This window comes from Ruegeria sp. YTSC230 (assembly GCF_059609665.1).
Window position 1 is genome coordinate 213,690 of sequence record NZ_JBXWMC010000007.1, and the last position, 25,889, is coordinate 239,578.

Annotated in this window: 29 protein-coding genes; 8 read left to right on the forward strand and 21 right to left on the reverse strand. The window is 58.8% G+C overall.

The window, feature by feature from the left end:
* Positions 1 to 83: 83 nt before the first annotated feature.
* Positions 84 to 539, reverse strand: coding sequence for a redox-sensitive transcriptional activator SoxR (gene soxR / locus AC2FD9_RS15595; protein WP_058278822.1), 456 nt, complete (start codon positions 537 to 539; stop codon positions 84 to 86).
* A gap of 88 nt (positions 540 to 627) precedes the next feature.
* Here soxR and AC2FD9_RS15600 point away from each other — a divergent pair, with 88 nt between their 5' ends.
* The 3 genes from AC2FD9_RS15600 (at position 628) to AC2FD9_RS15610 (ending at position 2,727) form a co-directional block, all read left to right on the forward strand.
* Positions 628 to 1,008: a VOC family protein gene (locus AC2FD9_RS15600; RefSeq protein ID WP_496837718.1), complete on the forward strand. Its 381-nt coding sequence runs from the start codon at positions 628 to 630 to the stop codon at positions 1,006 to 1,008.
* A gap of 241 nt (positions 1,009 to 1,249) precedes the next feature.
* Entirely contained in the window at positions 1,250 to 1,720 is a 471-nt protein-coding gene (greA, locus tag AC2FD9_RS15605) for a transcription elongation factor GreA (protein ID WP_058278909.1), read from the forward strand.
* 14 nt (positions 1,721 to 1,734) lie between these two features.
* Positions 1,735 to 2,727, forward strand: coding sequence for a hypothetical protein (locus AC2FD9_RS15610; protein WP_496698718.1), 993 nt, complete (start codon positions 1,735 to 1,737; stop codon positions 2,725 to 2,727).
* Here AC2FD9_RS15610 and AC2FD9_RS15615 read toward each other — a convergent pair whose 3' ends face one another.
* The 5 genes from AC2FD9_RS15615 to AC2FD9_RS15635 all read right to left on the reverse strand — a co-directional run bounded on the left by AC2FD9_RS15615 (position 2,728) and on the right by AC2FD9_RS15635 (position 7,188).
* Complete coding sequence (locus AC2FD9_RS15615) at positions 2,728 to 3,993, reverse strand: molybdopterin-binding protein (protein WP_282169829.1); 1,266 nt, start codon at positions 3,991 to 3,993, stop codon at positions 2,728 to 2,730.
* On the reverse strand, positions 3,990 to 4,481 hold the full coding sequence (gene mobB, locus AC2FD9_RS15620; protein WP_282169830.1) for a molybdopterin-guanine dinucleotide biosynthesis protein B: 492 nt from the start codon (positions 4,479 to 4,481) through the stop codon (positions 3,990 to 3,992). The genes AC2FD9_RS15615 and mobB overlap by 4 nt, the downstream gene beginning before the upstream one ends.
* Positions 4,478 to 5,122: a molybdenum cofactor guanylyltransferase MobA gene (gene mobA, locus AC2FD9_RS15625; protein ID WP_282120084.1), complete on the reverse strand. Its 645-nt coding sequence runs from the start codon at positions 5,120 to 5,122 to the stop codon at positions 4,478 to 4,480. The genes mobB and mobA overlap by 4 nt, the downstream gene beginning before the upstream one ends.
* A gap of 59 nt (positions 5,123 to 5,181) precedes the next feature.
* Positions 5,182 to 6,135 carry an AEC family transporter gene (locus AC2FD9_RS15630; RefSeq protein WP_496837721.1) on the reverse strand — a complete coding sequence of 318 codons (954 nt, stop codon included), beginning with the start codon at positions 6,133 to 6,135 and terminating at the stop codon, positions 5,182 to 5,184.
* 111 nt (positions 6,136 to 6,246) lie between these two features.
* Complete coding sequence (locus AC2FD9_RS15635) at positions 6,247 to 7,188, reverse strand: formate dehydrogenase accessory sulfurtransferase FdhD (RefSeq protein ID WP_496837723.1); 942 nt, start codon at positions 7,186 to 7,188, stop codon at positions 6,247 to 6,249.
* Here AC2FD9_RS15635 and AC2FD9_RS15640 point away from each other — a divergent pair.
* Complete coding sequence (locus AC2FD9_RS15640) at positions 7,187 to 7,903, forward strand: AzlC family ABC transporter permease (RefSeq protein ID WP_282169831.1); 717 nt, start codon at positions 7,187 to 7,189, stop codon at positions 7,901 to 7,903. The two genes, AC2FD9_RS15635 and AC2FD9_RS15640, sit on opposite strands and share 2 nt — an antisense overlap.
* Positions 7,900 to 8,232 carry an AzlD domain-containing protein gene (locus AC2FD9_RS15645; RefSeq protein ID WP_496837725.1) on the forward strand — a complete coding sequence of 111 codons (333 nt, stop codon included), beginning with the start codon at positions 7,900 to 7,902 and terminating at the stop codon, positions 8,230 to 8,232. The genes AC2FD9_RS15640 and AC2FD9_RS15645 overlap by 4 nt, the downstream gene beginning before the upstream one ends.
* Here AC2FD9_RS15645 and AC2FD9_RS15650 read toward each other — a convergent pair.
* The 7 genes from AC2FD9_RS15650 to AC2FD9_RS15680 form a co-directional block, all read right to left on the reverse strand.
* The gene (locus AC2FD9_RS15650; protein WP_472722817.1) at positions 8,221 to 8,853 is read right to left on the reverse strand and encodes a hypothetical protein; all 633 of its coding nucleotides are present in this window, start codon (positions 8,851 to 8,853) and stop codon (positions 8,221 to 8,223) included. The genes AC2FD9_RS15645 and AC2FD9_RS15650 overlap by 12 nt on opposite strands.
* Positions 8,854 to 8,871: 18 nt before the next feature.
* On the reverse strand, positions 8,872 to 9,006 hold the full coding sequence (locus AC2FD9_RS15655; RefSeq protein WP_058273578.1) for an aa3-type cytochrome c oxidase subunit IV: 135 nt from the start codon (positions 9,004 to 9,006) through the stop codon (positions 8,872 to 8,874).
* Between the two features lie 68 nt (positions 9,007 to 9,074).
* Positions 9,075 to 9,635, reverse strand: coding sequence for a hypothetical protein (locus AC2FD9_RS15660; RefSeq protein ID WP_496837727.1), 561 nt, complete (start codon positions 9,633 to 9,635; stop codon positions 9,075 to 9,077).
* Positions 9,622 to 11,460 (reverse strand): glycerophosphodiester phosphodiesterase, encoded by a 1,839-nt coding sequence (locus AC2FD9_RS15665; protein ID WP_496837729.1) that lies wholly within the window; start codon positions 11,458 to 11,460, stop codon positions 9,622 to 9,624. Before AC2FD9_RS15665 ends, AC2FD9_RS15660 begins: the two co-directional genes overlap by 14 nt.
* A 64-nt stretch (positions 11,461 to 11,524) precedes the next feature.
* Positions 11,525 to 11,977, reverse strand: a complete 453-nt coding sequence (locus AC2FD9_RS15670) for a DUF6173 family protein (protein ID WP_058273581.1) — start codon at positions 11,975 to 11,977, stop codon at positions 11,525 to 11,527.
* Positions 11,978 to 11,981: 4 nt separating this feature from the next.
* Positions 11,982 to 13,028 (reverse strand): MBL fold metallo-hydrolase, encoded by a 1,047-nt coding sequence (locus AC2FD9_RS15675; protein WP_496837731.1) that lies wholly within the window; start codon positions 13,026 to 13,028, stop codon positions 11,982 to 11,984.
* The gene (locus AC2FD9_RS15680; protein WP_496837733.1) at positions 13,028 to 14,731 is read right to left on the reverse strand and encodes an acyl-CoA dehydrogenase family protein; all 1,704 of its coding nucleotides are present in this window, start codon (positions 14,729 to 14,731) and stop codon (positions 13,028 to 13,030) included. The genes AC2FD9_RS15675 and AC2FD9_RS15680 overlap by 1 nt, the downstream gene beginning before the upstream one ends.
* A gap of 137 nt (positions 14,732 to 14,868) precedes the next feature.
* Between AC2FD9_RS15680 and AC2FD9_RS15685 the strand changes: the two genes are divergently transcribed.
* A complete protein-coding gene (locus AC2FD9_RS15685) occupies positions 14,869 to 15,819 on the forward strand; it encodes an L-threonylcarbamoyladenylate synthase (RefSeq protein ID WP_496837735.1) in 951 nt (316 codons plus the stop codon).
* Here AC2FD9_RS15685 and AC2FD9_RS15690 read toward each other — a convergent pair whose 3' ends face one another.
* Complete coding sequence (locus AC2FD9_RS15690) at positions 15,820 to 16,374, reverse strand: YqgE/AlgH family protein (RefSeq protein WP_496837737.1); 555 nt, start codon at positions 16,372 to 16,374, stop codon at positions 15,820 to 15,822.
* Between the two features lie 145 nt (positions 16,375 to 16,519).
* Here AC2FD9_RS15690 and AC2FD9_RS15695 point away from each other — a divergent pair, with 145 nt between their 5' ends.
* Both AC2FD9_RS15695 and AC2FD9_RS15700 read left to right on the forward strand, forming a co-directional pair.
* Complete coding sequence (locus AC2FD9_RS15695; RefSeq protein WP_496756536.1) at positions 16,520 to 17,326, forward strand: protein-disulfide reductase DsbD domain-containing protein; 807 nt, start codon at positions 16,520 to 16,522, stop codon at positions 17,324 to 17,326.
* Positions 17,327 to 17,339: 13 nt separating this feature from the next.
* The gene (locus AC2FD9_RS15700; protein WP_058273587.1) at positions 17,340 to 17,759 is read left to right on the forward strand and encodes an NUDIX hydrolase; all 420 of its coding nucleotides are present in this window, start codon (positions 17,340 to 17,342) and stop codon (positions 17,757 to 17,759) included.
* Here AC2FD9_RS15700 and AC2FD9_RS15705 read toward each other — a convergent pair.
* The 7 genes from AC2FD9_RS15705 to AC2FD9_RS15735 form a co-directional block, all read right to left on the reverse strand.
* Positions 17,756 to 21,154, reverse strand: coding sequence for an efflux RND transporter permease subunit (locus AC2FD9_RS15705; protein WP_496837739.1), 3,399 nt, complete (start codon positions 21,152 to 21,154; stop codon positions 17,756 to 17,758). The two genes, AC2FD9_RS15700 and AC2FD9_RS15705, sit on opposite strands and share 4 nt — an antisense overlap.
* Before the next feature lie 5 nt (positions 21,155 to 21,159).
* A complete protein-coding gene (locus AC2FD9_RS15710; protein WP_496837740.1) occupies positions 21,160 to 22,614 on the reverse strand; it encodes an efflux RND transporter periplasmic adaptor subunit in 1,455 nt (484 codons plus the stop codon).
* Between the two features lie 106 nt (positions 22,615 to 22,720).
* Positions 22,721 to 23,263: a molybdenum cofactor biosynthesis protein B gene (gene moaB, locus AC2FD9_RS15715; protein ID WP_496837742.1), complete on the reverse strand. Its 543-nt coding sequence runs from the start codon at positions 23,261 to 23,263 to the stop codon at positions 22,721 to 22,723.
* A 6-nt stretch (positions 23,264 to 23,269) separates the two neighbouring features.
* Positions 23,270 to 23,890 (reverse strand): LysE family translocator, encoded by a 621-nt coding sequence (locus AC2FD9_RS15720; RefSeq protein ID WP_496837744.1) that lies wholly within the window; start codon positions 23,888 to 23,890, stop codon positions 23,270 to 23,272.
* Positions 23,887 to 24,486, reverse strand: a complete 600-nt coding sequence (locus AC2FD9_RS15725) for a metallophosphoesterase family protein (RefSeq protein ID WP_496837746.1) — start codon at positions 24,484 to 24,486, stop codon at positions 23,887 to 23,889. The genes AC2FD9_RS15720 and AC2FD9_RS15725 overlap by 4 nt, the downstream gene beginning before the upstream one ends.
* Positions 24,483 to 25,250 carry a uracil-DNA glycosylase gene (locus tag AC2FD9_RS15730; protein ID WP_496837748.1) on the reverse strand — a complete coding sequence of 256 codons (768 nt, stop codon included), beginning with the start codon at positions 25,248 to 25,250 and terminating at the stop codon, positions 24,483 to 24,485. Before AC2FD9_RS15730 ends, AC2FD9_RS15725 begins: the two co-directional genes overlap by 4 nt.
* A gap of 10 nt (positions 25,251 to 25,260) precedes the next feature.
* Entirely contained in the window at positions 25,261 to 25,500 is a 240-nt protein-coding gene (locus AC2FD9_RS15735; RefSeq protein ID WP_160116550.1) for a hypothetical protein, read from the reverse strand.
* Between the last annotated feature and the right edge of the window lie 389 nt (positions 25,501 to 25,889).

Genomic DNA, 25,889 nt, shown 5'->3' on the forward strand with positions numbered 1-25,889 from the left:
GCAATTTTGTTTCACGGCTGATTACATGGTCGCAAACACCTTGGTCAATCAAAACACGGCGTAACTTTGCTGCAATGCGGCAGTTATGCCTCTGGTGAGTCCCCCATCAGGTACCTGGGACCGCTACCATTGGATTTTGCGCGGTCATCCGGGTTGTAGAGGGCGCATTTCGGCAGGCTTAGACATCCGCAGCCAATGCAGCCATCCAAATTGTCGCGCAAGCGCGTCAGGGTATCGATTCGCTGGTCCAGATGGGCCCTTAGCCCCTTGCTGATGTCCTGCCAATCCTGCGGTGTTGGCGTGCGGTTTCCAGGCAGGCCAGACAGGACCTCGCGGATCTCGGGCAAGGTCAGGCCGAACTGCTGCGCAATCATCACAAAACTCAGGCGCCTGATATCTGCGCGCTGATATCGCCGCTGCCCGCCCGCATTGCGCCAGGGCGATATCAGACCTTGCGCCTCATAGTACCGGATCGCCGAAACGGCCAAGCCTGTGCGTCGGGCCAATGCGCCAATTGCCAACCCTTCCGAAGCCGCCATCACATCCTCCTGAAAAATCCCTTGATCTAAAGTTAGGTTTAGGAATTATGGTGAGTCGGGACAAGCCTCAAAACACGAAGGAGATCCCATGATGGCGACACTTGAACACACCAACTTCACCGTTCGCGACCCGCAGGCCTCGGCTGCGTGGATGCACAAGGTGTTCGGTTGGAAAACACGCTGGGAAGGCCCGGCAATTGCAGGCGGTTACACGGTTCACGTGGGCTCCAAGCACACCTATCTGGCGCTTTACGCGCCCAGCGATCCACAACCGTCCGGGGAAAGCAGCTATGACATCGTCGGAGGGCTGAACCACGTGGGCGTTCTGGTCGAAGACATCGACACGACCGAGCAGAAGGTGATCGACGCCGGTTTTAAGCCCAAGTCCCATGCTGATTATGAACCGGGTCGGCGGTTCTATTTCAATGACGACAATGACATCGAATTCGAAGTGATTAGCTACGATTAAGGAGTTCTGGGAAACACCCGATAGATTCTTCATTGCCAATGCCCCGAGAGCCACGAGCGTGGCAGGGTATTGGCGATTCAAACTTTTCCCGAATACCATAGGCCGTAATCCGCGCGTTGTGCGACCAAGCCCCCTTGCAATTCACGCCTCATTTGGGTCAGTTAATTGACGACCCATCAAATCGCCCCGACGCGTGTCTCATGCGGCGGGGCGAACCAATTTATGCGTGGACGACAAGAACATGGAAAAAATTCCAATGACGCCTGCGGGTAATGCCGCGCTTGGGGCGGAGCTCAAAAACCTCAAGTCCGTCGAGCGCCCGGCGATCATCGAAGCCATCGCAACAGCGCGCGAGCTGGGCGACCTGAAAGAGAATGCCGAGTATCATTCGGCCCGCGAAAAGCAGGGCTTCATCGAAGGTCGCATCAAAGAGCTGGAAGGCATTCTGTCGCTTGCCGATGTGATCGACCCGGCCAAACTGAACGGCGCGATCAAATTTGGCGCAAAGGTCACCCTGGTGGATGAAGACACTGACGAGGAAAAGACCTGGCAGATTGTTGGCGAATACGAAGCCAACATTGAAAACGGCCTGCTGAATATCAAATCCCCCATCGCGCGGGCATTGATCGGCAAGGAAGAAGGCGACAGTGTCGAAGTACGCACCCCCGGCGGTGTGCGGTCCTATGAAGTTCTAAGTATCGAGTATGCCTGACCGGAGCCTTGACCATGTCAGAGCCCAATCCCGAACAAGATCCCGAACGGCCGACCCCTTTGGGTATATATGATAAGCCTTCACATCCTTCGGTAACCGAGATCGAGATCGTTGCCGTCGCGCTTAGCGTGGTTTGGCTGATTGTGTCGATTGTGTTTCTGGTGCTTCCCGACGAGGTCGATGGCGGCGGATTCGTCGTGACTCTGCTGGCTGTTTTCATGCCGGTGGCGATGATTTGGGTCGCCGCTATGGCGATGCGTGCCAGTCGCGTCATGCGCGAGGAAAGCGCTCGGCTGCAGACAGCGATAGATGCGATCCGTCAGGCTTACGTGATTCAGCAACAGCGCGCCGCCAGCTTGCAAGAACCCGGTGTCAGCAAAAAGCTGAACGAAATCGCCGAGGCCACCAAAAAAGCAGAAACCGCGCTGGCGACGTTTTCGTCGAAACGGACCGAGCCGGTTCGCGGCGAAGCATCTGTTGCCACAGGCGACCAGACGTCTTTGGAACTGGGCACCCCGGCCGAAGAAATCGCGCCACCATTGACGACCGATACCTTCATTCGAGCGCTGAATTTCCCGGAAACGCAGGATGATGCTGAAGGGTTCGACGCCCTTAGGCTGGCGCTACGAGATCGCAAGACCGCTCAACTGGTGCAGGCTTCGCAGGACGTGCTTACACTGCTGAGCCAGGAAGGCATCTATATGGACGATCTGCGCCCGGATATGGCGCGTCCCGAAATCTGGCGACAGTTCGCACAGGGCGCGCGCGGCCGCGCGGTTGCCGCGTTGGGCGGGATCAGGGACCGGTCTTCGCTGGCACTGACGGCAGCGCGGATGAAGCAGGACCCGATATTCCGGGACGCCGTGCATCATTTCCTACGCCGTTTTGATCACATGATCGTTGAATTCGAACCGGTTGCCAGCGACGCGGACCTGACCGCTTTGGGCGACACGCGAACTGCCCGTGCGTTCATGCTGCTGGGGCGTGTCGCAGGTACCTTCGATTGATCACAGCCCAAAGCTGCCATAGGGAATAAACCGCACCAGATCGCCCAGTCTGATGTGACATGCGCCATCCTGAATCTCGACCAACCCCTCGGCCCAGCTAAGGCCGCTGATTCGACCCGACCCTTCCGAGGCAAAAACCTCGACCCGACCGTCTCGGACACGGGCCCGCAAGTACTCGCGCCGCCCCGGTTTTTTGCGCTTTTCGAAATTGGCTGGCAGGTCGAACCCCAGCGGCTGAGACCAGCCCTCGCCCGCCATCAGACCCAGCGCAGGGCGGGCAAAGATCAACGTACAGACTTTGGCAGCGACGGGATTACCCGGCAGGCCAAATACGGGCGTTTCGTTCCACATACCCAACGCCAAGGGGCGGCCGGGCTTTAGCGCAATGCGCCACTCCTGCATCGCACCGGCCTCTCGCAGCAGGGCCGAGACGTGATCCTCATCCCCGGCGGACGCGCCGCCGCTGGTCAGAATGACGTCGGCCTGTTCTGACGCCTTGTCCAGCCTGTCACGCAGATCTTCCCGGTCGTCGGACACGCGCCCCATATCCACCGGCTCATAGCCCAGTCGCGCGATCATCGACAACAGCATCGGACGGTTGGCGTCAAATATTTGGCCGGGTCCGGCAGAGTTTCCAGGCTCGACCAGCTCATCCCCGGTCGAGAGAACCGCAACGCGCAGCGTCTTGCGTACCGCGACCTCGGATATCCCGGTGGCCGACAAAAGGGCCATGTCAGCAGGGGTCAATCTGCGCCCGGTAGGCAGAACCAAATCGCCCTCGGCAACGTCTTCGCCAGCTTTGCGGGTATTGGCGCCCTGTTTCAGCGGGCCGTGAAAGGCGATGTGACCATCCTGAACGGTCACGTCTTCTTCCAGTATGACCGTATCCACACCGGTAGGCAGCGCTGCGCCGGTCAACACGCGCAGTGCCTTGCCGTGTGGCACCGCGCCATCAAACGGAATACCAGCCGCAGCGCGCCCATCCTGCAGCGGCATCACTTGGGGACCCTCGGGGGCGGCCCCGGAAAACCCATAACCATCCACGGCCGTGTTCGGTTGCGGCGGGTTTGAACGTTTCGCAAAAACGTCTTCTGCCAGTATCCGCCCCACAGCCTGCCCGATCAGAGCCGTTTCGACCGAAGTCACCACCGTCAACCGAGATCGCAACAAGGCCAGCGCGTCGTCCACAGGTGTCCAGTTGACCCCGGCAGGCAAGGCAAAACAATCATTTCGCAGGGGCGGAGGCGTGATGTTTGGCGGCGTCATAATCCGACCTCTTTCAAGATGAAATCCGCGACTGCGGCGGTGTTGTCCAGATCAAACACCGGAACCTGTACCTGCAGGGGCGTATCGCTGGCGACAGCGCGGATCGTACTGTTGTCCGGGGCCATCAACGCATTGCCGGCCTCGGCACGAAACGCTTCGACCTTGGGGTGGCTTTCTCGTTTGAACCCTTCGATCAGTACGAGATCGACCGGGAGCAGCCGAGCCAGAAGATCAGCCAAAGGCGGCTCAGGTGCCCCGCGCAGTTCTTGCATCACGGCAATACGCTTGCCGGATGCCAATAGCACCTCGGACGCACCGGCTTCTCGATGGCGGAAGCTGTCGGTTCCGGTCTGGTCGACATCGACCGCGTGATGGGCATGTTTGACCGTCGAAACTGAAAAGCCGCGCCCTGTAATCTCGGTCACTAACCGCTCCACTAGGCCGGTCTTGCCTGCGTTTTTCCAGCCGGTGACGCCGAAGACCCTCATGCCTGTTCCAGCAGCTTTTGCGCCCGCGCCAAATCGTCGGGCGTGTTGACGTTGAAGAAGGGATCGAAAGGTTCCGCGGGAAACAAAGCTTCACGACCGTCATGTTTGTCGGTCCACAGCACAACCTTGCGCAGCCCGTCATTCAAGGCATCCCGCAGATCATCGCGCAGGGCGACAGGCCAGAGCCCAAATGTCGGATGCCTGTTGACCCGCTTGCCGCCGCCGGACTTTAGAGCTTCATCCCCGGTGCGCGGCGTGGTGGCCAGCACCAGAGGATGTGTTTGCCCTTGGGCAGCGTCGGTCAGCCGTGCCACAAGATCGCGTGGAAAAAACGGCGTGTCAGCGGCGGCTGTGACTATGCTGTAGGCGCCTTGCTTAGCAGCCCAGTCGAGCCCCGCCAGCACACCCGCCAAAGGCCCGGCGAAACCTTCGATGGTATCGGGCAGAACCGGCAGGTTCAGATCGGCGAACCGTTCGGGGTCGCCATTGGCGTTCAGCGCCAGACCGTCTACCTGCGGGCCGAACCGGTCAATGACATGAGACAGCAGGCTTTGCCCCCCGATCTGCAACAGACCCTTGTCGCCGCCGCCCATACGGGTGGCGAGGCCGCCTGCGAGGATTACGCCCAAAGGGGTGTTCATTGCTGCACCTTGTTGCTTGCGTCCAAGTGATCAATAGATCGCAACTTTGTAGAGCGAACTCAATTCAATTGGAACGCGGTAGGATGCAGATGATGCAGGACAAACAGCCACAGGATCAAAGTCCCGACCGCCAGGAACGAGGTCGCCGACACGATGTGAGCGGCGAGTTGCGGCTCCTGATCATAATGTTTGGCCAGCAAAAAGATGCTCTTTGCCGTGGGCGCTGCTGCAGAGACCGTCGCCGCAATGATCCAAAGCGGATCCAGCCCAATCAAATGCCCAGCAAGCAGCACCACCCCCGGAACAACGAGAAGTTTTACTACCGTCAAGAACAGGATCATCGGTCCAGTCTGAACAATTGTGCGAACACTTGTGGTAAACCCGATCGCAAACAGCGCAACAGCTGCAAGCGCCTGGCTCATAAGCTCTAAATAATCCGAGACGGCGTCAGAAAACCCAATACCTGTGAAAGAGTAAAGAACGCCCAACAACGTTGCAGCGATTATCGGGTTTTTCAAAACATTCAGAAGGATCTTGTAAATGGGTGTCTTGGCGCTTGCCTTGTGCCCGGCCGAGGTCTCTAGAATGGTGGTCATGATCAACAGCAAAATGGCGACCACCAGATTTGCCAATACGGCCGGCAGCGCCCCCTTTGATCCAAAAATCGCATGGAGGATGGGTAGCGCAACCAACGCTGTGTTCGAAGCAACGCCAGCAAAGGCCAAAACGGTTGCTGATCCGACCTGAAAACTCGTCAGCGCCTTCAAACCGATGAACAGGACGGCAAAAAGAGCCAGTATCGTACCGCCATACGACACGTAGAAACCGTAGTTTAGAAGGTTCTCAAACTCCTCCTGACCAATCAGGTAAAACATGATGGCGGGGATCAGGACGTAAACCGCAAATTGCACCAGAGCTTCTGACGTGTCTTCACCCAGAAGTTTCGTCCAAGAAAACACGTACCCCGTCAAGATCACCGCGAAGACCGGTGCTATTAAACTGATTAATTCCATAGCTTCCCTACGTGGCAACCATCCAAAATTCCACTCTGAGTTGCTCCACCTTAGTGTATATCTTCTGGAACTTGCAGAGTTTTCTCAGAACGACTGGTTACCCAACGGATTTCAGGACTGGGAACTTTTCCTTTTGTGCTTCTTATCTTCGACCGCCACAGTAGCAGGATCCACATCACGCACCAGACGGTCCTCACCTGAAAGACATACAAAGCGCTGCCCACGCATCCGACCGATCAGTGTCAGTCCGACTTCGCGAGCGATCTCTACGCCCCATGCGGTGAAGCCCGATCGCGACGCCAGAACTGGTATGCCCATCATCGCGGTCTTGATCACCATTTCCGAGGTCAGGCGTCCGGTGGTGTAGAGGATTTTGTCTTCAGCCCCCTCACCTTCGGACAGCATCCAACCCGCGATCTTGTCGACAGCGTTGTGGCGGCCCACGTCTTCCATATAGACCAACGGGCGGTTCTCGCGGCACAGCACAGTGCCGTGGATCGCCCCAGCCTCAAGATACAGCGACGGGGTACGGTTGATCTTGGCCGCCAGATCATAGAGCCACGACGTGCGGACCGAGACCTGCGGCAGGCGCACGTTCTCCAATCCTTCCATCATGTCACCGAACACCGTGCCGACTGCACAGCCGCTGGTACGGGTCTTTTTCTTCAGTTTGTCCTCATACGAGGTCTCGCGCGCGGTACGTACCACTACGGTTTCCAGATCTTCATCGTAATCGACGCGGGTGATCTCGTCATCGACCAGCAGCATCCCCTGATTGCGCAGGAACCCCAGCGCCAGATACTCGGGGTAGTCACCGATCGTCATCGCCGTCACGATCTCTTGCGAATTCAAGAAAATCGTCAGCGGGCGTTCCTCGACCACCGAGATCTCGCTGACCTCACCATTCTGGTCCACGCCTTCAACGGCGCGGGTCAGGCGGGGCGCACCGGGATCTGGGGCGATGATGTAGCCTGACTGGTTCTGTTCCGTGGCCAATTGCAACCCTTTCCCAAGACCGCTACTGCTGCGGGGATCACCATAGGATTTAGCCATGGCAGACACCACATCCAAGTCATACTTCTGGAAGGGTTTTCGCGACGGGACCCCGTTCATTTTTGTGGCGATCCCGTTTGGCACCCTGTTCGGCGTCTTCGCGACCGAGGCCGGGTTGAATATCGTGCAAACCATGGCCTTCACGTCCACTGTCTTTGCGGGTGCTGCGCAGTTTGCCGCGCTGCAATTGCTGCAGGATCAGACGCCGACGGCCATTATTCTTGTCTCTGCCCTGGCGGTGAACCTGCGGATGGCGATGTATTCAGCGTCACTGACGCCCTATCTGGGGGCTGCGCCGATGTGGCAGCGGGCCTGTGCCGCCTACCTGACTGTCGATCAGTCTTATGCCTGTTCGATTGTGCAGTTTGAAAAAGAACCCAGGATGACAGTGCCCCAGCGCATGGCTTATTTCGTGGGCTCGGTCACCCCCATCACGCCGCTATGGATATTTGCGACTTATCTGGGCGCGGTTCTTGGCACGCGCATTCCCGAAAGCTGGGCGCTTGACTTTGCCTTGCCGATTACATTTCTGGCAATGATCGGGCCAATGATGCGCACCCTGCCCCATGTGGTGGCTGCGCTGGTCGCCATTGTCGTTTCTTTGATGACCGCTGGCATCCCATACAATCTGGGCCTGCTGATTGCCGGATGTGCCGGCATGATGGCCGGTGCTCAGGCCGAATTGTTCGCCGAACGCAGAAAGGCCGCATCATGACCCCTGTTGATCCGGTCACGATCTGGTCCATCATCATTGGACTTGCCATTGGCAGTTATAGTTTGCGGTTTGTCTTTATCGGCCTCGTCGGGGATCGCCCGATGCCTCCCTGGCTGTTGCGCCACTTGCGCTATACCGCTGTCGCCATCCTGCCCGCCCTGATTGCACCGCTGGTTGTTTGGCCAACCGCAACTGAAGGGCACCCCGACATTCCACGGATGGCGGCCGCCGCGGTTGCGCTGAGCGTTGGAGTGATCACAAAGAATGTGCTGGCAGCAATCTTCAGCGGCGCCGCAACCCTGTACGGGTTGCTGTACTTATTGGGTTGAGACCGTTTCCAGTTGGTTCAGTGCCGCATTGTTGGCGGCCAGACCTTTTTGCAGGTCGGCATCGTCGTTCTCACGATACTCCGTTGTCACAACACCCGGAAGCTGACCGAACTGATCCGACAGCTTGACCGGAAAAAAGGTCACGTCGATCTGTTCGAACCCCGGAACCTGCTTCAGCAGCGACGCGGTGGAATTCGCACAATAAGCGCCAGCGACCGGACCGGATTGTTTGGCCAGCTGCAAGGCAATCTCGGCCTGTTGCGGGCTTACCTGAATCGTCTGGATACGCGCATAATGTGTCTCGCGCGCGTGTGAGCTGCGATAGGCGCGCTCGACATTTGGGGTGATACCGTACAGCACGTCGTCCTTGATCGGAACCACATCTGCGCGGAAAGACCCCGCAGGATCAAAGATCACCCGCTCGCTGCCGCTGATCATCAACGAAGTATGGGCACCAGACCCGGTGCGCGTGCTGATCATCGTATACAGCGTCAGGGTCGAAGGCCCCGGATCACGATAGGATCGGGCAACGACCTCGGCCCGGTCGGCTTGCGGACGCTGCGATCCCGTGCAGCCAGCAACAGTTGCTGCCAGCAGGCAGGCAATCAAAATCCGGATCAAGGTCAACCCCGTTTTGGATTATGCGGCGAAGACCGCCAGGAACAGGCAAAGGAGGGCGATGGCAACCACACACCATGTGGTGGCTTTGACGAACCCATCAAAGGTTTTGGTTTGAACAGTGATATCCATTTCGCCGTGCTTGTGTTCAGCCATGAGTCTCAGAATCCTAATTCGCGTGTTTGAAATGTTGGATAATGGAAAATCCGGGGCCTGTCACCACGTCATTCGCGCGCAGGGGCCAAAGGTGGAAACACCGAACACCCCGGATACCCAAAACCCCAACGCCAGGGCAGGCCCGAACAGGGGCCGCCGCCAAATCGGACCGCCGCGTACATCGCCTCGGCCGTGACGGAATGAGCGGTGCGAATCTGTTCGGCCGTCATGTCATAGCGCTCGGCATATTCCTCGGCATGGTCTGTCCCATGCTGTTTGACGCAGGCACGCAGGGTGTCGTCCGCGGACAGGCGTGCGTCGTAGCTGTCTTCGGCCCGCAAAGCCCCGCCCGCATGGTGATAGGCGCGATCATGGGTCACACAGCAGTATTCCCACGGTGGGTGCGCCTCATACAGTCCCCGAAAGCTGGGGAACGTATCCGCCACAAAGCGCCAGCTGGCCGAAAGACCACCCGAACAGCCATCCGTTTCAAACGGGGTCAACTCTGCGCTGCTGCGCTCCGCCATCAGGGAGCGATGCGCGGGCAACTCAAAGCTGCGCATGACGTCTTGCGCGAAGGCTGGCGAGGCACTCAACAAAAGGATTGCTGCCAGATTAGGGGCTTTCATCGCGCATCGCCTCAGTATCAAAGGACATGCCAAAGGTCGTTGCCAGCCATAACAACAACCGCTCTGCCGGCCCCAATTCGGCGCGCACACGCAGAACTTCATTTGCCATCGCTGGTCGGTCCGTGATCAGCCCATCCACCCCCATCGACGCCATCGCCGACATTTGCAGCGGATCATTCACTGTCCAGACATAGATGTCCTTACCCGCCGCATGGACCGAATTGACCAAACCCGGCGTCGCCATCGCGGCGTTCACCGCAACAAAATCACCTTCGAGACCTGAGAGATTACCCACAGCAGTCGCGGCCAGAACACCGGCGCGCCAGTCGGGGCGAATCGTCTTCATCTTTTGCACTGCCGGGTATTTCAGGGACATCGTTGCAATGTCGTCCTGCATGCCCAGTTCTTCGACGAGGGCGACAACCCGATTCTCAAGGTCTATGTCGTGGCCGTAGTATTTCAGTTCGATAATGACCTTGGCCTTGCCCTTCGCGGCCTCCAGCACGTCACGCAGCGTCGGCGTCCGCTCATCTGCGTATTCAGGGCCAAACCAGCTGCCGATGTCGATCTGATCGATATCCTCCATCGTGGCATCCCACACCTTTAGGTTAACACCGGCCAGTTTCATGAAATCACTGTCATGGGCGACGATGACTACATCATCCGCTGTTTCCTGCACGTCGATCTCAACCCAGTCGGCCCCGTCCTCGATCGCCTTGAGAACCGAGGCCATCGTGTTTTCGGGCTTCAGCGCGGCAGCGCCGCGATGACCGATAACCTCTGCACGGTCCGATGCCTGCACCCTTTCCAGAAGGTGCTGCCCGAACCATATCCCAACAAGAACAGCAACGATGGCGGCCCCAACAGCCGTGACCATTGTTCTGCGCAGGTTGCGCGGCTTTGGAGGGGTTGGTTCCGATGTCTGGATATCAAAGAACCCATCGAGCAGAACTGCCAATGCGCCCAGAGCCGTGGCTGCCAATACCAGTCCGGCCAGTGACCAGATACCGGCGACGGCGAGGCTGTAAATCAGGGCCAATCTCAGGTTGGCTGCGCCTTGCAGCGGCACCAGTGCGAACAAAAGCCCGGCCAACCAGGCGATCACGGCAGCGATGACAAAGCGCACAGCCAGCCACATGGCCAGTTCTACCTTGAGGCGTCCGCGCTTACCTTCCATCCGACTGGCACTGATGCCAAACGCATGTCCGGGGTGAACGCCCTCGAACAAAACCAAATGCAGCGACAAAGCCCAGGCTGACAGGCGTCGGATCAACACCCAGGCCATAGCCAGCGCAACCGCCCCGATCAGCACCACAGCCACCCAGAATGAGGGCGGGTGGAATGTCAGATAATAGTTGATGTCATATTCAGTCAGCGTCCACCACGCGATCACGGCAGAAACGATCGCAAAGGGCAGAACCAACAGCAAAACACGCACAACAAAGCGCACCGCAAATCCGAACAGGGATGGAAGCCGCGACAGGATCAGCCTGATCGAAGAACTGCCGGCGCGCCATGGGTCCGGCTCTGCCATCCGCAGCGACCCGGCCATGACCGAGAAGACAAACACTTCGGCCAGTAGAAACAGGCTGAGCACCACAACGGCCGCAATAAACCCGGCAGGTGAGAGAATGAATGCAGCGATCGCCTGATCAGTCAGCGCCGTCTGGTTAGATAGCGATACGGCAAGATTCACCGTGATCGCCACGCCGGGCGCAATCAGCGCAACCAAAAGCAGGCGCACAACAAGATAGATCGGCACAAAGACACGGCGACGGGCCCACGCACCTTTGTAGGCACTTGTAACGGCAGAGAAAGTGGTCACGCGAGGCCCCCTTGAATGGTAAACTCATTCAAGGCTGCGCAGACGTGAATTGCAAGTCAGGTGATCAGCTTTCTTCCAGATCCGCCGCCAGACGGAACCCGATCCGGTTGGCGGGTTTGTCCTCGACCGATTTGGGCAGGGCCCGCAGCATCACGTTCAACTGGCTGACATGTTGTACAAGCTGAGTGCGCGCGCCGGTCGCATCGGACCCATAAAAGGTGATGATATCGGGATCAAAATACCCCATCCCCTCGATCCGCATGACGCCTGCGTCGCCGCCGGTGAATCCCATCGCAACCTCTTGGTCGCCTGTCAGGGTCTTCTCGAAATTCTGGATATAGAGGATCAGACGTTCATACGCCCATTGCGCGGGGCTTTTTGTTTCAACCGGTTTTTGCAACGGACCGGGCAGGTCTTTTGCGCCTGACTTCGCTTCGGGGTCGGAATGCACTTCGTAGCAGCGCGGCAAAGCTGCGGCTTCGGCGGCCTCGGCCGAGGTTTCGATCTGATCCTGCATAGCTTTACCCTTTGCGTTGAAACTCCCACGCCCCGTCCGCGCGGCGCGTCCGGGTGACAGCTCCAATGTGGTAAAGATGGTTCAGATGTGCAACCGCTTCGACCAGCGCAAGCCCATACTCGCCACCGCTGATCTGCCGTTTGAACAAGGGCATGAAACATTCGGCAGCGGTCTTGGGCTGGTCCAAATACTTTTCCAAACGATCCAATGCGCTGTGGTGATTGTCGATCAGTTGCCTCATCCGGATGGGCAACCCGGTGAATGGCAACTTATGCCCGCCCAGCGCCAGATGATCGGGTCGCGCCAGCCCCTGAAGCCGTTCGCAGGCTTCAAGCCATTCAGCAACCGGATCCGCCAGAGGTTCGGTGACATAGACACCCAGGTTGGGACTGATCGAACTGAGGATCTGATCGCCGGTGATCACCAGATTGTCGTTTCGGCTCCAGAACGTGGCGTGTTCTGGTGCATGACCATTGCCCATATGAACATCCCAGTCGCGCCCACCCATGCGGATCACACTGCCTTGCTTGATCCGAGTGAAACCCAGCGGCATCGGATAAACAGTGTCGCAATAATTGAACGGGCGCTCGGCCATCCGCTTGGCCAGAACGTCGGGCGCCATTCCTGCACTGCGGTAATAGTCCAGCGTCTCCTGGGGCCAGCTTTCCTGAACATCCAGCTGTAGCATCCGCGAAAACAGCCAGGCCGTTCGCGACGCCACCAGTTCCACGCCATGTTCGGATTGGAACCAACCCGCATTGCCCACGTGATCGGGGTGATGATGAGTCACAACCACCCGCGTGATCGGCTTGCCCGCCAACGGGCCCGCCATCAGCTTTTCCCAGATGCGCCGTGTTTTGTTCGACGACATTCCTGTGTCGATCACTGTCCAGCCGTCCCCATCGTCCAGCGCATAAACGTTAACGTGATCCAGCGCCATGGGCAGCGGCAAACGCATCCACAGAACACCTTCGGCAATCTCGGTCGCCTCGCCCTCGGCCGGAGGCTCTGACCAAGGATATCTGATCGCCAAAGGGGTTTCTCCGTCCATCAGGATACAAACTCCTCGGCACTGAGCCCGAAAACATCATCTGCCCCGTTCTGTGCTTGAACAAGCAGCCCAGCATATTCAGGCAACAGCGCGTTAATGTAATACCGGGCCAGCTTAAAGCGCGGGCCACCCGGTTCAGCCAGAGCCGACTTTAGGTGGTAATGTGCACCCAAAACGCGGGCAAAGGCATGCAGATAGGGCAACGCCCCGGCAAACCGGTTGTTCAAATCAGACTGCGCCACCATCCACTCGGTCGTCTCGCGCAAGCTTTCGGTCGCTTCCCAAACCGGGCCAGCCAGTTCGGGCATGGTCGCCCGCGCGTGTTCAGCATGATCTTCGATCTCGTCCAGTAGGCGCGAGGCCGCCTCGCCGCCATCCATCATCTTGCGCGCCACCAAATCCATCGCCTGAATACCGTTGGTGCCTTCGTAGATCGCGGTCACGCGGACGTCGCGGTAATACTGAGCCGCACCGGATTCTTCGATGAAGCCCATACCGCCGTGGACCTGAACACCGGTCTCAGATACGCGCATTCCCGTCTCGGTGCCAAAAACCTTGCCAATCGGCGTCAAAAGAGCGGCACGAGACATCCAATCGGCGTCGCCCGTTGCGTTGGCCATATCGATGGCTGCGGCGTTGGCCAGCATAATCGCACGCGCAGCGAAAGTGTCAGCACGCATGCTCATTAACATCCGCCGCACATCCGCGTGGTCGATAATGGTGCCCGAGGGGGATTTGCCCTGTTTCCGCTCCAACGCATAGGCCAGCGCGTGCTGATAGGCACCTTCGGCTGCACCCACGCCCTGACCGCCAACACCTAGGCGCGCGTTGTTCATCATGGTGAACATCGCGGCCATGCCGCCATGTTCCTTGCCTACAAGCCAGCCTTTGGCACCGTCAAACTGCATCACGCAGGTTGGTGAGCCGTGCAGGCCCATCTTGTGCTCGACCGATACGACCTTCAGATCATTGGCCACACCGGGATTGCCGTTCTCATCCGGCAGCAGCTTAGGCACCAGGAACAGCGAAATGCCCTTGGTTCCTGGAACGCCATCGGGCAGGCGCGCCAGTACCAAATGGCAGACATTCTCAGCAAAATCGTTGTCACCCCATGAGATAAAGATTTTCTGCCCCGTGATGGCATATGTGCCGTCACCATTTGAGACCGCTTTTGATGTCAACGCCCCCACATCCGACCCAGCCTGCGGCTCGGTCAGGTTCATCGTCCCCGACCATTCACCCGCCATCATCTTAGGCAGATAGAGCGCCTTGAGCTCATCGCTGGCGTGGTGTTCCAGCGCTTCGATCTGGCCCTGTGTCATCAGCGGCGCAAGTTGCAGCGACAGACAGGCGGCAGACATCATTTCATTAACGGCGGTGGTCAAAGTCATCGGCAGACCCATGCCGCCATAATCCGGATCACCACTCATCCCGACCCAGCCGCCTTCGGCTATGGCTTTCCAGCCACCAGCATACCCGGTCGAGGTACGCAGCACGCCGTTTTCCAAACGCGCGGGCTCAAGATCACCGGGGCGTTGCAGAGGGGCCATCACCTCTTCGCACAGTTTTCCGGCTTCGGTCAGAATGGCACTGACCACATCGTCGCTGGCTTCCGAGAATTTCTCGGTGGCAGCGATCTTGTCAAAATTGACCGCGTGGCGGAACAAGAATTCATAATCAGAGATTGGGGCGCGATATGGCATGTCTTCCCTCTAGGCTGTCTGATTGCGTTTACGCCGACGGGCTTGGAATTTCCACCGCCCACCTTTATGCATCTGAGTTCCACCGATTAGGTATCGGTCCAAATGCTATACGCAATCAAAACGCGGCGTCACCACCAATGATCCCCAACGGCACTCTGACATTAAACGCCGATCCTGCCGGAATTACGCAGGCGGCAGACCTGCTGCGTCAGGGTCTTCTGGTGGCCTTCCCGACCGAGACGGTCTACGGCCTGGGCGGGGATGCCCGTAACGGAGAAGCGGTGGCAAGCATCTATGCCGCCAAGGGACGACCCAGCTTCAACCCGTTGATTGCGCATGTGGCCTCGATCGAAGCCGCCCAGCGTTTCGTGACATGGTCCGATCAGGCCGAGGCCTTAGCAGCCGCGTTCTGGCCCGGACCGCTGACTCTGGTTCTACCACTGCGACCGGATCACGGGATTTCATCGCTGGTGACAGCCGGGCTGGACACGCTCGCCGTGCGAGTGCCAGCCCACCCTGCGGCCCGTGCGCTACTGTCCGAATTCGACGGCCCGGTTGCCGCGCCATCGGCCAATCCGTCCGGGCAAATCAGCCCGACCACAGCCGCACACGTCCTGTCCGGCCTGAATGGGCGCATCGCCGCGGTTCTGGACGATGGACCTTGCGGGGTCGGGTTGGAAAGCACCATCGTGGGCGTTGCGCGGGAGCCTGCCCTTTTGCGCCCCGGCGGCGTTTCGCTGGAACAGATCGAGGCGGTTCTGGATACTCAGCTGCACCACCACCAGCCGGGTGATGCGCTGAACGCGCCCGGCCAGATGCAATCGCATTATGCTCCGGATGCACCCGTTCGTCTGAACGCCAGCACCGCCCAAGGCGATGAAGTTCTGCTGGGGTTTGGCCCGGTGGACTGCGATCTGAACTTGTCAGCGAAAGGTGATCTTGCCGAGGCCGCTGCCAACCTGTTCGCCGCACTGCACAGCCTGAATGACACCGGCAGATCAATTGCGGTGACCCAAATTCCGGAACATGGTTTGGGTGCGGCCATTAACGACCGCCTGCGCCGCGCTGCGGCCCCGCGTAACGGCTGATCAGGCGCGCCCAGAATCGGCAGACAGGATCAAGGGGTCAACGCCCAAAGTCGCAAGCGCACCTCCCCATTTCTCATCATCAGCTACATCGAAGACCAGCTTGGACGACGCCTCGGTTGTGAGCCAGCCGTTCATCGCGATCTCATCCTCAAGCTGACCAGGTCCCCAACCCGAATAGCCCAGCACCAAAGTGGAGTTCAAAGGCCCGCGCCCCGAGGCAAGATCCTCGAGGATATCCAGCGTTGCCGTCATGCTGAACTCATCCGTGATGTGCATGGAATGCAGGTTCGCCTCGTAATCCGAGCTGTGCAGGACAAAACCACGCGACATCTCGACCGGACCGCCGAAATGGACCAAACGTTCACCCACAACCGGAATCCGGCAGGGGATGTTGAGCTGACTCAACAGAGTTTTCAGCCGCAGATCCGAAGGTTTGTTGATAATCAACCCCATAGCACCATCTTCGCCATGGCTGCACAGGTACACCACCGAATGATCAAAACGCGGATCGCCCATGCCAGGCATCGCAATCAACAGTTTTCCGGTAAGATCCATGGGCCGACATCTCTTATCAGGTATGCTTCAACAATGACCCTTGGTCACCCAGAATGGCAAGGGATCAGCGCACATTTCCGCAGATTTCATCCCGGTTACCGGAACGTGACTTGGATTCTGTGCCGCAACCGCGCATTTATGAACCATGAGCGTAAAAAATGTATTAGCGGCAATCGCCATAACCTTTGGTCTGGCTTTACCTGTAACAGCGCAGGTCAACGGCCCCGTTGCCGAGTTGGATATTCTGGATGGCGGACGCACCGCTAAAGGAACGTACCTCAGCGCCGTGCGTGTGACGCTGCAGGACGGTTGGAAAACCTATTGGCGTGCGCCGGGGGATGCTGGCATTCCGCCGCAATTCGACTGGAACCGTTCGAACAACGTCGGGGATGTGTCGATTACATGGCCCGCACCCAATGTTTTTGACCAGAACGGATTGCAATCGATCGGCTACGAAAACCAACTGGTTTTGCCAGTCGAGATCACGCCGAAAAACCCGGCCAAGCCCGTACGCCTGCAGGGAACGATGGATCTGGGCGTCTGCAAGGATGTTTGCATCCCGGAACAGCTGGATTTCGACCACACGCTGAACGCAGACGCCGGGCGCAACCCCACCATCGCCGCTGCACTGGCACAAAGGCCCTTTTCCGAACACGAGGCCAGAGTGGCCCATACCACCTGTCACCTCTCACCCACATCAGACGGGATGAAGATCGAGGCCCGGGTGACCATGCCCTCGGCAGGCGGTCGCGAGGTGGCCGTGATCGAGCCGGGGAACCCGGCGCTCTGGGCTTCGCAGACCGAGACGACGCGAACCGGCAACACTCTGATCGCAACCTCTGAGGTGATTAATGCATCCGGTGGACCGTTTGCGCTGGATCGGTCGGAAATTCGGATCACCGTGTTGGGGGCAAATCACGCAGTCGACATTCGGGGATGCAGCGCAAGCTGAGCCCGGTGATTTCATGACACAAACTCCAAAAATCGGCGCTTTGGCAGTAGTCCTGCATCAGGACCAAGTGCTGCTGGTTCAACGCAGCAAGCAACCTGATGCTGGGCTATGGGGGTTTCCTGGGGGTCACGTGGAATGGGGCGAGACTGTTTTGCAAGCCGCGCAAAGAGAGCTGCGCGAAGAAACCTCGGTCATTGCAGACCCACAGCACTACTTAGACAATCTTGATTTGCTGCGCTGGAACGAAAACGGCGACGTCCAGACACACTACCTGCTGGTAGGCGTGGCCTGTCAGTATCAAACCGGCGACCCCATTGCAGGTGACGACGCGCTCGATGCGCGTTGGTTCCCTGTGGATCAGATCCGCCGCGGCGAACTAGAGATGAGCAACCGCGTCATCGATCTGCTGGAAACCGCCCTGCGCCGGACTTAGGTCGCGGGCCTTTTGAGCCGGGCGTAAAGCAAGCCAGAGACTGCCACGCTGAGGAACAGTATCAGCGCGGCACCTGTAACGAATGCGCCCAAGCCCATCCGAAGAATAGCCATGCCATCCTCGCCCGCATAAAGCCCGGACAAGAACCCGATGGGCGCGCCGTAAATTGCGGGCCACACCATCGTGACCGTAAACCATGAAAGCAGGGCGAGGCCCGAACACGCCAACGTCCCCTGCACCACACGGTCCGGGGCACGTGCCGCCCGACGCATCGCGGTCATTGGGCGAGACAGATCGTTCAGAATGGCAAGCAACGCCGGGACTAGCAGCAGGACCAGCAACATTCCAAAGCCCAGCCCATAGACCAAAGTAATGACTGTGGGTTTAAGAAACTGCGCCTGCTGCGACCCTTCATACAGTAACGGGGTCAGCCCCAGAACCGTGGTCAGCGTCGTCAGCATCACAGGCCGCAACCGGTCTGCGGTGCCTTCAACTATCGAAGGCACAAGCCCGCGCTCTTTCTGGTAATCGTCGATGGTCGTCACCAAAACAATCGAATCATTGATGATGATCCCCGTCATCCCCAGCAGACCGACGACCGTGAACATGCTTAGCGGAACTTCCCACAGGTAGTGCCCCCAGATCGCGCCGACCAACCCAAATGGGATAATAGCCATCACCACCAGTGGCCGCGTCCAGCTGGCAAACACCCAGGCCAGTACAAGATAAATACCCGTCAGGCACAGAATCAAGCCGGTGCGAGCCTCGGACAGGAACTCGTCTTCTTGTTCGCTCAGACCGGCCATCCGCCATTCAACCTGACGTTCCGAGGCGATTTTCGGCAGGATTTCCTCGCCCATGGCACGTGCAATCTCAGCCGCGCGCGTCGGGTCATCTTCCGAGATGTCGCCATTCACCGATATCACCCGCAGGCCATTTTCGCGCCGGACGGTCGAGAAGCCGGACTTTCGCTCGACCGACACGATATCGGCCAACGGCACATACACTCCATCGGGTGTACGCATCAGAGTGCGCTCCAGGAAATCGGCGGTCAGCTCTCCTTCGGGCAGTTCAACCCTGATCTCGGCACTACGCGGGCCGTCCGGGAAGGTCGCCGCCTCGATCCCGTTTAACCGGTCACGCAACACGCGTCCCAGCGTTTCGATCCTGAACCCCAGCGACTGACCCTGCGCTGTAAGGTCCAAAATGTACTCTTCCTTGTCATAGGCAAGATTGTCTTCCAGCGCCGAAACTTCAGAGTATTTCGAAAGCTCAGTTTGCAAGTCCTCTGATGCGGATTTGAGCGTATTCACATCCGCGCCATAGAACTGAACGTCAATGGCATCGCCACCGGGCCCAGAGCGCCAGCCCCGGAAGCTGAGCAGTTCGACCTTCGGATGGCGGGGCACAAAGTCCTGCAACTCGCCCACAAATTCAAAGCTGGAATAGGGGCGCAGATCCGCATCAATCAGCTCGATAGAAATACCACCCAGCAAATCTGCATCTTTGCCATCAGCTGCCGCCAGTCCCCATCCCGCGGACCCGCCGACCTCGGCCAGCACATAGTCGATCGGGTTGCGACCATGGCGTTCTTCATAGATTTGGCCCAACTCTTCGGTCGCCCGCTGCAGCTCATGCATCATGGCCACAGTCTCGGCGCGGGTGGCGCCTTCGACCATTATGAAGTTGCCCGTGACCGAGCCACGTTCAGGCGCATTGAAGAACCGCCAGTTCACGTCACCTCGAATGAACAGGGCAACCTGGCTGGCCAGGATCACCACCATCATTGCCACCACCACATATCGCGCCCAGACAACCCAGGCGATCAACGGTCGGAACAGATGATCCCGCACCCAGCGGAACCCGCGATTGACCACGCGGTTGGGCAGATCATACCAGTGTTCTTTGGTGGAATGCGCGATGGCATGCGCCATGTGGTTCGGCAAAATCAAGAAGCATTCGATCAACGAGGCAATCAGCACCGCAATCACGGTAAAGGGGATGTCACGGATCAACTCTCCGAACCGACCACCAACGAGAGTCAGGCCAAAAAAGGCGATCACGGTTGTCAGGGTCGCCGCAAAGACCGGCATCGCCATGCGTCGCGCCGCGCGTTCAGCGGCCACCATTGGGGCCTCACCTAATCGGCGCGCGCGAAAATCGGCATGCTCACCCACGACGATGGCGTCATCCACAACAATGCCCAATGTGATGATCAGGCCGAACAGGGACACCATGTTGATCGACAGCCCGCCGATATACATAAAGGCAATCGCGGCAGACATGGCAACCGGAATGCCGGCAGCGACCCAAAAGGCGATCCGCGCATTCAGAAACAGAAAAAGCAGACAGACCACCAGGCCCAAGCCAACAAGGCCGTTGTCGACCAGAATATCCAGACGGTCGGTGATCGCCTGAGCGCGGGTTCTGATCAGCTCGATCGTCACGCCTTCGGGAACGCTGGCCTGCATTTCCGTCACAACGTCTTCGACCGCGTGCTGGATTTCAATCGCGTCACCCAGGTTTGAGCGATCTACGCGCACCGACATTGCCGGGTTTTCGCCCACGAAGTAGCTGCGATTGCGGTTGACCCCTTCGACCCGGATCTGGGCGACATCGCCTACCAGCAACTTGGATCCGTCCGCAAAATTGCGCAGGGCGATACCTTCGATTTCTTCGGGTGTGCGCTTTTCCGTACCCGTGCGAATACGGGCATTCGCGCCAGTCACATCACCTGCTGGGTTTGCGTTGACCTCGGCCGCGACAGCTGATGCGACCTCGGACAGGGTGATGTCGTTGGCAATCAGTTGGGCGGTCGGTATCTCGACCACGATACGTGGCGCGGCAAGTCCCCGGATTGTGGTGCGCGTCACCCCGACCGCGAAAAGACGGTTGATCAACTCGTCCGTGAACTTGGCCAGTTGGTCCGGTTCGACAGGGCCTGTCACAACCACATCGGTAACCCGGTCCCGCCAGGCACCCCGCCGGATTGTCGGTTCTTCGGCATCGTCGGGCAGGCTGGTTACACTGTCGACGGCAGTCCGGACCTCCTCGACAGCGCGGGACATGTCCCAGTTCGGCTCGAACTCCAGCCGAATGTTGGCGCGCCCCTCGCGTGACGTGGACTCGGTGCTGGCGACACCCTCGACCGCCAGCAAGGCGGGCTCAAGCACCTGAATGATCCCGTTGTCCACATCTTCGGGACCAGCCCCATCCCAGTCCACACTCACGTCGACACGTTCCAGAACCACATCGGGAAAAAACTGAGCCCGCATATTCGGGATTGCCGCCGCGCCCAGAACCAGCATGACCAGCAGCAGCAGGTTTGCCACCGTTTTGTGACGCGTAAAGTAACTGAGTATGCCGCCTGCCGCGCCGGGGATCTCGCGCATCATAGCGCTTAGCCCCCCGCCCTGTTTTCAAGCCGTTGGACCAGCGCGGCCGGTACCTTGGCCTCGCTCAATTGGCCTAGAACCCGTTCTTTGACGTCCTTTGGCATGCGCGTACTGGCCTCGACCTGAGCGACCAACTTAGCGCGCTGTTCCACAGACAGCTCAACCATATCCGGTGCGGCCCCGGCGCTATCATCTATCCGCAGGGGCCGTACACGCACGCCCGATCCCAGCAGCGGCGTGCGGCCTATCACGACCTCACGCCCAACCAAACCTTCGCCCCGCAGCAAAACCTCATCGCCCTGACGGCGGATCAACTGGACTGGCAGCGCTTCGAGCCTGTCATTCTCATCCAGCACCAACACTGTGCCCACAGAATCCAGAACCGAAGACGGCAGCAGTACTACGTTGTCCAGCGGTTGTTCCTGCACTGTGACGGTAACAAAATCGCCCGGCTTGAACCCCGACGCCTCATCCAGTCGGGCATAGATCAAACGCCCGGTCTGCCCTTCGCCCGCCGATCCGCTGTCGCGGCTAATGCGGCCTTGTGCGGTCAGGTCGGTGCCCGTGACCTCAAGCGAGATTGTCACCGGTGCGTCGATCAGATCACCGGCTGCGTCCAGCAATCGGACGTATTGCGCGGTTGAGACGCGGAATGCCACCTCCAACGCATTGGGGTCGACAAGTTCCGCCAGCTTTTCGTTCGCGGACACCAGTCGTCCTTCGACTAGCGTTACATCCGTCAATGTGCCCCCGAACCGGGCGCGGATTGTCATATCATCCAGATCGCGTTCAGCAGCCTCAAGCGCAATGCGGGCTCGTGACAACAGGGTGGTCGCCTGATCGACGCGGGATTCTGCTTGGGCCAGCGCAATCCGCCGCGCCAGCACCGCCTGCTGCGCGGCAGCCTTGGCCAACTCGGCTTCTTCCACAGATGCTGCGGCCCCAACTCCGCGGGTCTGTAAATCCTGTTGGCGCTGCAAGGCGCGCCCGCGCAGCTCCGCCTGCGCCTCAGCCGAGTTCAACTCGTCCTGCGCCAGCAGCAGCGACCGCTCCGCGTCACGCTCTTCAAACTGCGCGTCCAGCAAATCGGATTTTGCGCGGTCCAGCGCGGACTGGGCGTCTGCGGGATCAAGTTCGACCAGAACTTCGCCTGTTGTTACCACACCGCCATCTTCAAAATCTTCGGCCAGCCCGACAACGCGCCCGCCCAGTGCGGCGCGCAACTCTAACCTGCGACGGCTTTGAACCTCGCCAAAAGCTTCAAGATATGGTGTCACGGTCTCCAATTCCGCAGACCGAACAGAAACGGCAAAGACACGCTCGCGCGCCTGCGGAGCCGACTCCTCCCGTGTCAGAACGTCTTGCACGGCGCCCGAAATCATCTGCGCCGCCACAAACAACAGGGCCACTGTCAACGACGTCAAAAAGACTCCAACAAGGCTTTGCCTCAGAAATCGCATATAAAATTCACCCCGGTTGCATCAGGCTGCCATTAGCAAAAGGTAGCTGGGCAGCAAAAAATGCCAAGCCACAAAGCGGTTATGAACGGTTTAACGTGCGACCAGTCTACTTCCGTCGCAAATGTTCGTCCAATCTGGGCATTATTTCGACGAAATTGCAGGGACGGTGGCGGTAGTCGAACTGTTTTTCCAAAATGCCGTCCCAGGCGTCCTTGCAGGCACCGGGACTGCCGGGCAATGCAAACAGGTAGGTGCCACCCGCGACCCCACCGGTCGCACGTGATTGCACGGCCGACGTACCAATCTTCTCCATTGAAACGATTGTGAACACCGTGCCGAAAGCCTCGATTTCCTTCTCATAGACATCGCGATGCGCTTCGACCGTTACGTCGCGCCCCGTCAAGCCGGTACCCCCGGTTGAAATTACCACATCTATTTCCAGGTTAGCGATCCAGGTCCGCAACTGATCAGCGATCTTGTTGCGTTCGTCCTGTATTATGCTGCGATCAGCAACGTGATGCCCGGCGCGTTCGATGCGGTCCACAAGTGTCTGGCCGGATTTATCTTCATCCAGCGACCGCGTGTCCGAGACGGTCAGCACGGCGATCCGGACAGGAATGAAGTCTTTGGTTTCATAAATGCGCGACATGTTTGGTCAGGCCCTTTCCAAGATGGCAAGCCGGATGGCGAGGGCTGTGAATATCCCCCCGGTCAGCCAACCCACGATGCGTGAGGCGCGCGGGTTCTCGATTAGCATCCGCCCCGCACCACCGGCAAATATTCCCACTAGCCCATTCACCACAAATCCGCCCAGCGCAATGATGGATCCGAAAATCAGGAACTGCAGCAGGATCGAACCGGCCGCCGGGTTCACGAACTGCGGGATAAAAGCCAGAACAAACAGAATTACCTTGGGGTTGGTCAGGTTCACCACCAGCCCGTCCCGGAATGCCAATTGGGTGGGACCGGACGGCGCATCCGCAGAGACCGCATCATTCCGAAACGCCCCCCAGGCGAGATACAGCAGATAAGCAACGCCCATCCAACGGATCACGTCGAACAGCCAGGGCATCGTCGCCACCGCCGCTCCTAGACCGAGACCCGCTACCAGAACGTGAACCATCGATCCCGCGGAAATACCAGCGCTGGCGGCGATTGCAGGCCGCGCCCCGGACCGCAGTCCCTGCCCAAAGCAGAACATCATGTCGGCCCCGGGGGTCAGATTCAGGGCAATTGCCGCCGGGATAAACGCCAGCAGCGTGACTGTTTCAATCACGTGGTGACCTCGAACCAATTTACTGTGGGGCCAAGATTGGCGATCTGCGTCACGCCGATTGCGCCTCGGTAGCCCCAACTGTCATGGATATGGCCACAAAGGGCAAATTGCGGCTGCAACCGCTCGATTGCGTCACGGACCGCCACGGATCCAACCGCATCACCCATCGAGGTAAGATCGCCATGACCCTTGGGCGGAGAATGGGCGATCAGGATGTCAGCCCCTTCGCAACGGTCCAGCAACTCAGCCGCTTCAGGGTCCGTCAGATCACAGGACCACTCACCGAATGGCGTCACCGGCACGCCGTAACCAAGGCCAAACAGACGCAGCCCATCCACAGTCATGCCTGTCCCGTGTAGAACGTGCACACCTTCGGGCGCAGCGTCCGCCAGCTCACCTGCACTTTCGGCATTGCCCGGCACCAGAACCAGCGGCGCATTGATACCAGAGAGCATCGCCATCGCGTCATCCAGACCTTGCCGCATGTTGCAATAATCTCCGGCTCCGATAACCAGATCGGCCTCGTCGCTGGCTGCAACAACGTCGGCGGCACGGCTTCGCGCCATATGCAGGTCCGAGAATGCGAGGATTTTCATGCCTTGTCCTCCAGCCTTGCCTTGAGCTCTAACAAATCAGCCCATGCCTGCCGCTTCATCTGTGGCTGTCGCAGCAGATATGCAGGATGGAACATCGGAATAACCGGCAGGTCCATCGCCTGATCCCATTGACCCCGAAGCCGTGTGATCCCCCGTTTGCCCAGAACAGCCTGACAGCTGATATTGCCCATCACCACCAGAACCTCGGGTTTGGCCAAGGCCACGTGCCGTTCGAGAAACGGCTTCAACATGCCAATCTCTTCGGGCTTGGGATCCCGGTTCTGCGGTGGGCGCCACGGCAGGACGTTGGTGATATAGACGTTTTCGGTCCGCTTCAGATCAATCGCGGCCAGCATCCGGTCCAACAACTGACCGGCGCGTCCGACAAAGGGCTTGCCCTCGCGGTCCTCATCACGGCCCGGGGCCTCTCCGATAATCATCACCCGCGCACCCGGGGTGCCGTCTGCGAAGACCAACTGCCGCGCACCGCGCTTCAACTCGCAATGGTCAAACGCGTCCATGGCCGCCTGCAACTGATCCAGCGACCTTGCAGCCTGTGCCGCAGATTTCGCAACCGCAACCGGATCAACTTGCTTGGGTTTTTCTCGTGCGGTCTGGGCCTTTGCGGGTTTCTTGGCTTTGGGCGCAGTATCCGGCAACGCATAGCGATCCACCGGTGCATCACCGATCGCATCCGTTGCGCCCAGCTCGATCTGCCATTCCAGCAGAGCACGGGCAGTATGATAGTCCAAAGCCGATTCCATACCCCTCAATCTAACCACCTTTTGAACGAGGGAAAGCAGATAGACCTTGATTGGTCAGTCCATCGCGCCGACGATTGCCATATTCATGTTGTCTGTATTGCGATTCTTGTTTCTTGGTTTGCTGCTGATCATTCTCAGCAGTCCTACTTCTGCGCAGTTCAAAGACAGATATGGCCAGTGCCGCGCGGGCCAATTCAAATGTGGCAGCACATGCTGTTCGGGTGGCCAAAGATGCAGCTTTGATGGCCACTGCATTCCTCTGGGCGGCACCTATTGCGGTGGCGGTAGAACCTGCGGGCCGTTCGAGCGCTGTGTGGCGGGCGGGACCCGATGTGCCCCAGCGGGGCAAAACAAATGCAGGTCGCGTCTGGATTGCCCCGGCGGCAGCATCTGCAATGCCCGTGGCGAATGCGAGCGTAACACACCTGACATTCTGGAACTGCCTTCACTGACATGCGACGACGGTCGCATTTGCGGATTCGGATCGTCTTGCCTGCCGGGTGGCGGATGTTCACGCCCCGGCTGGTATCTTTGCGAAAAAACCGGATCACAGTGCCGTCAGGGGTTCAAGTGTTCCAAAAACCAGGGCTGTGTTCCCGTCAAGGCCGTCGACTGCGGATATGGTAAGTGGTGCAAGCC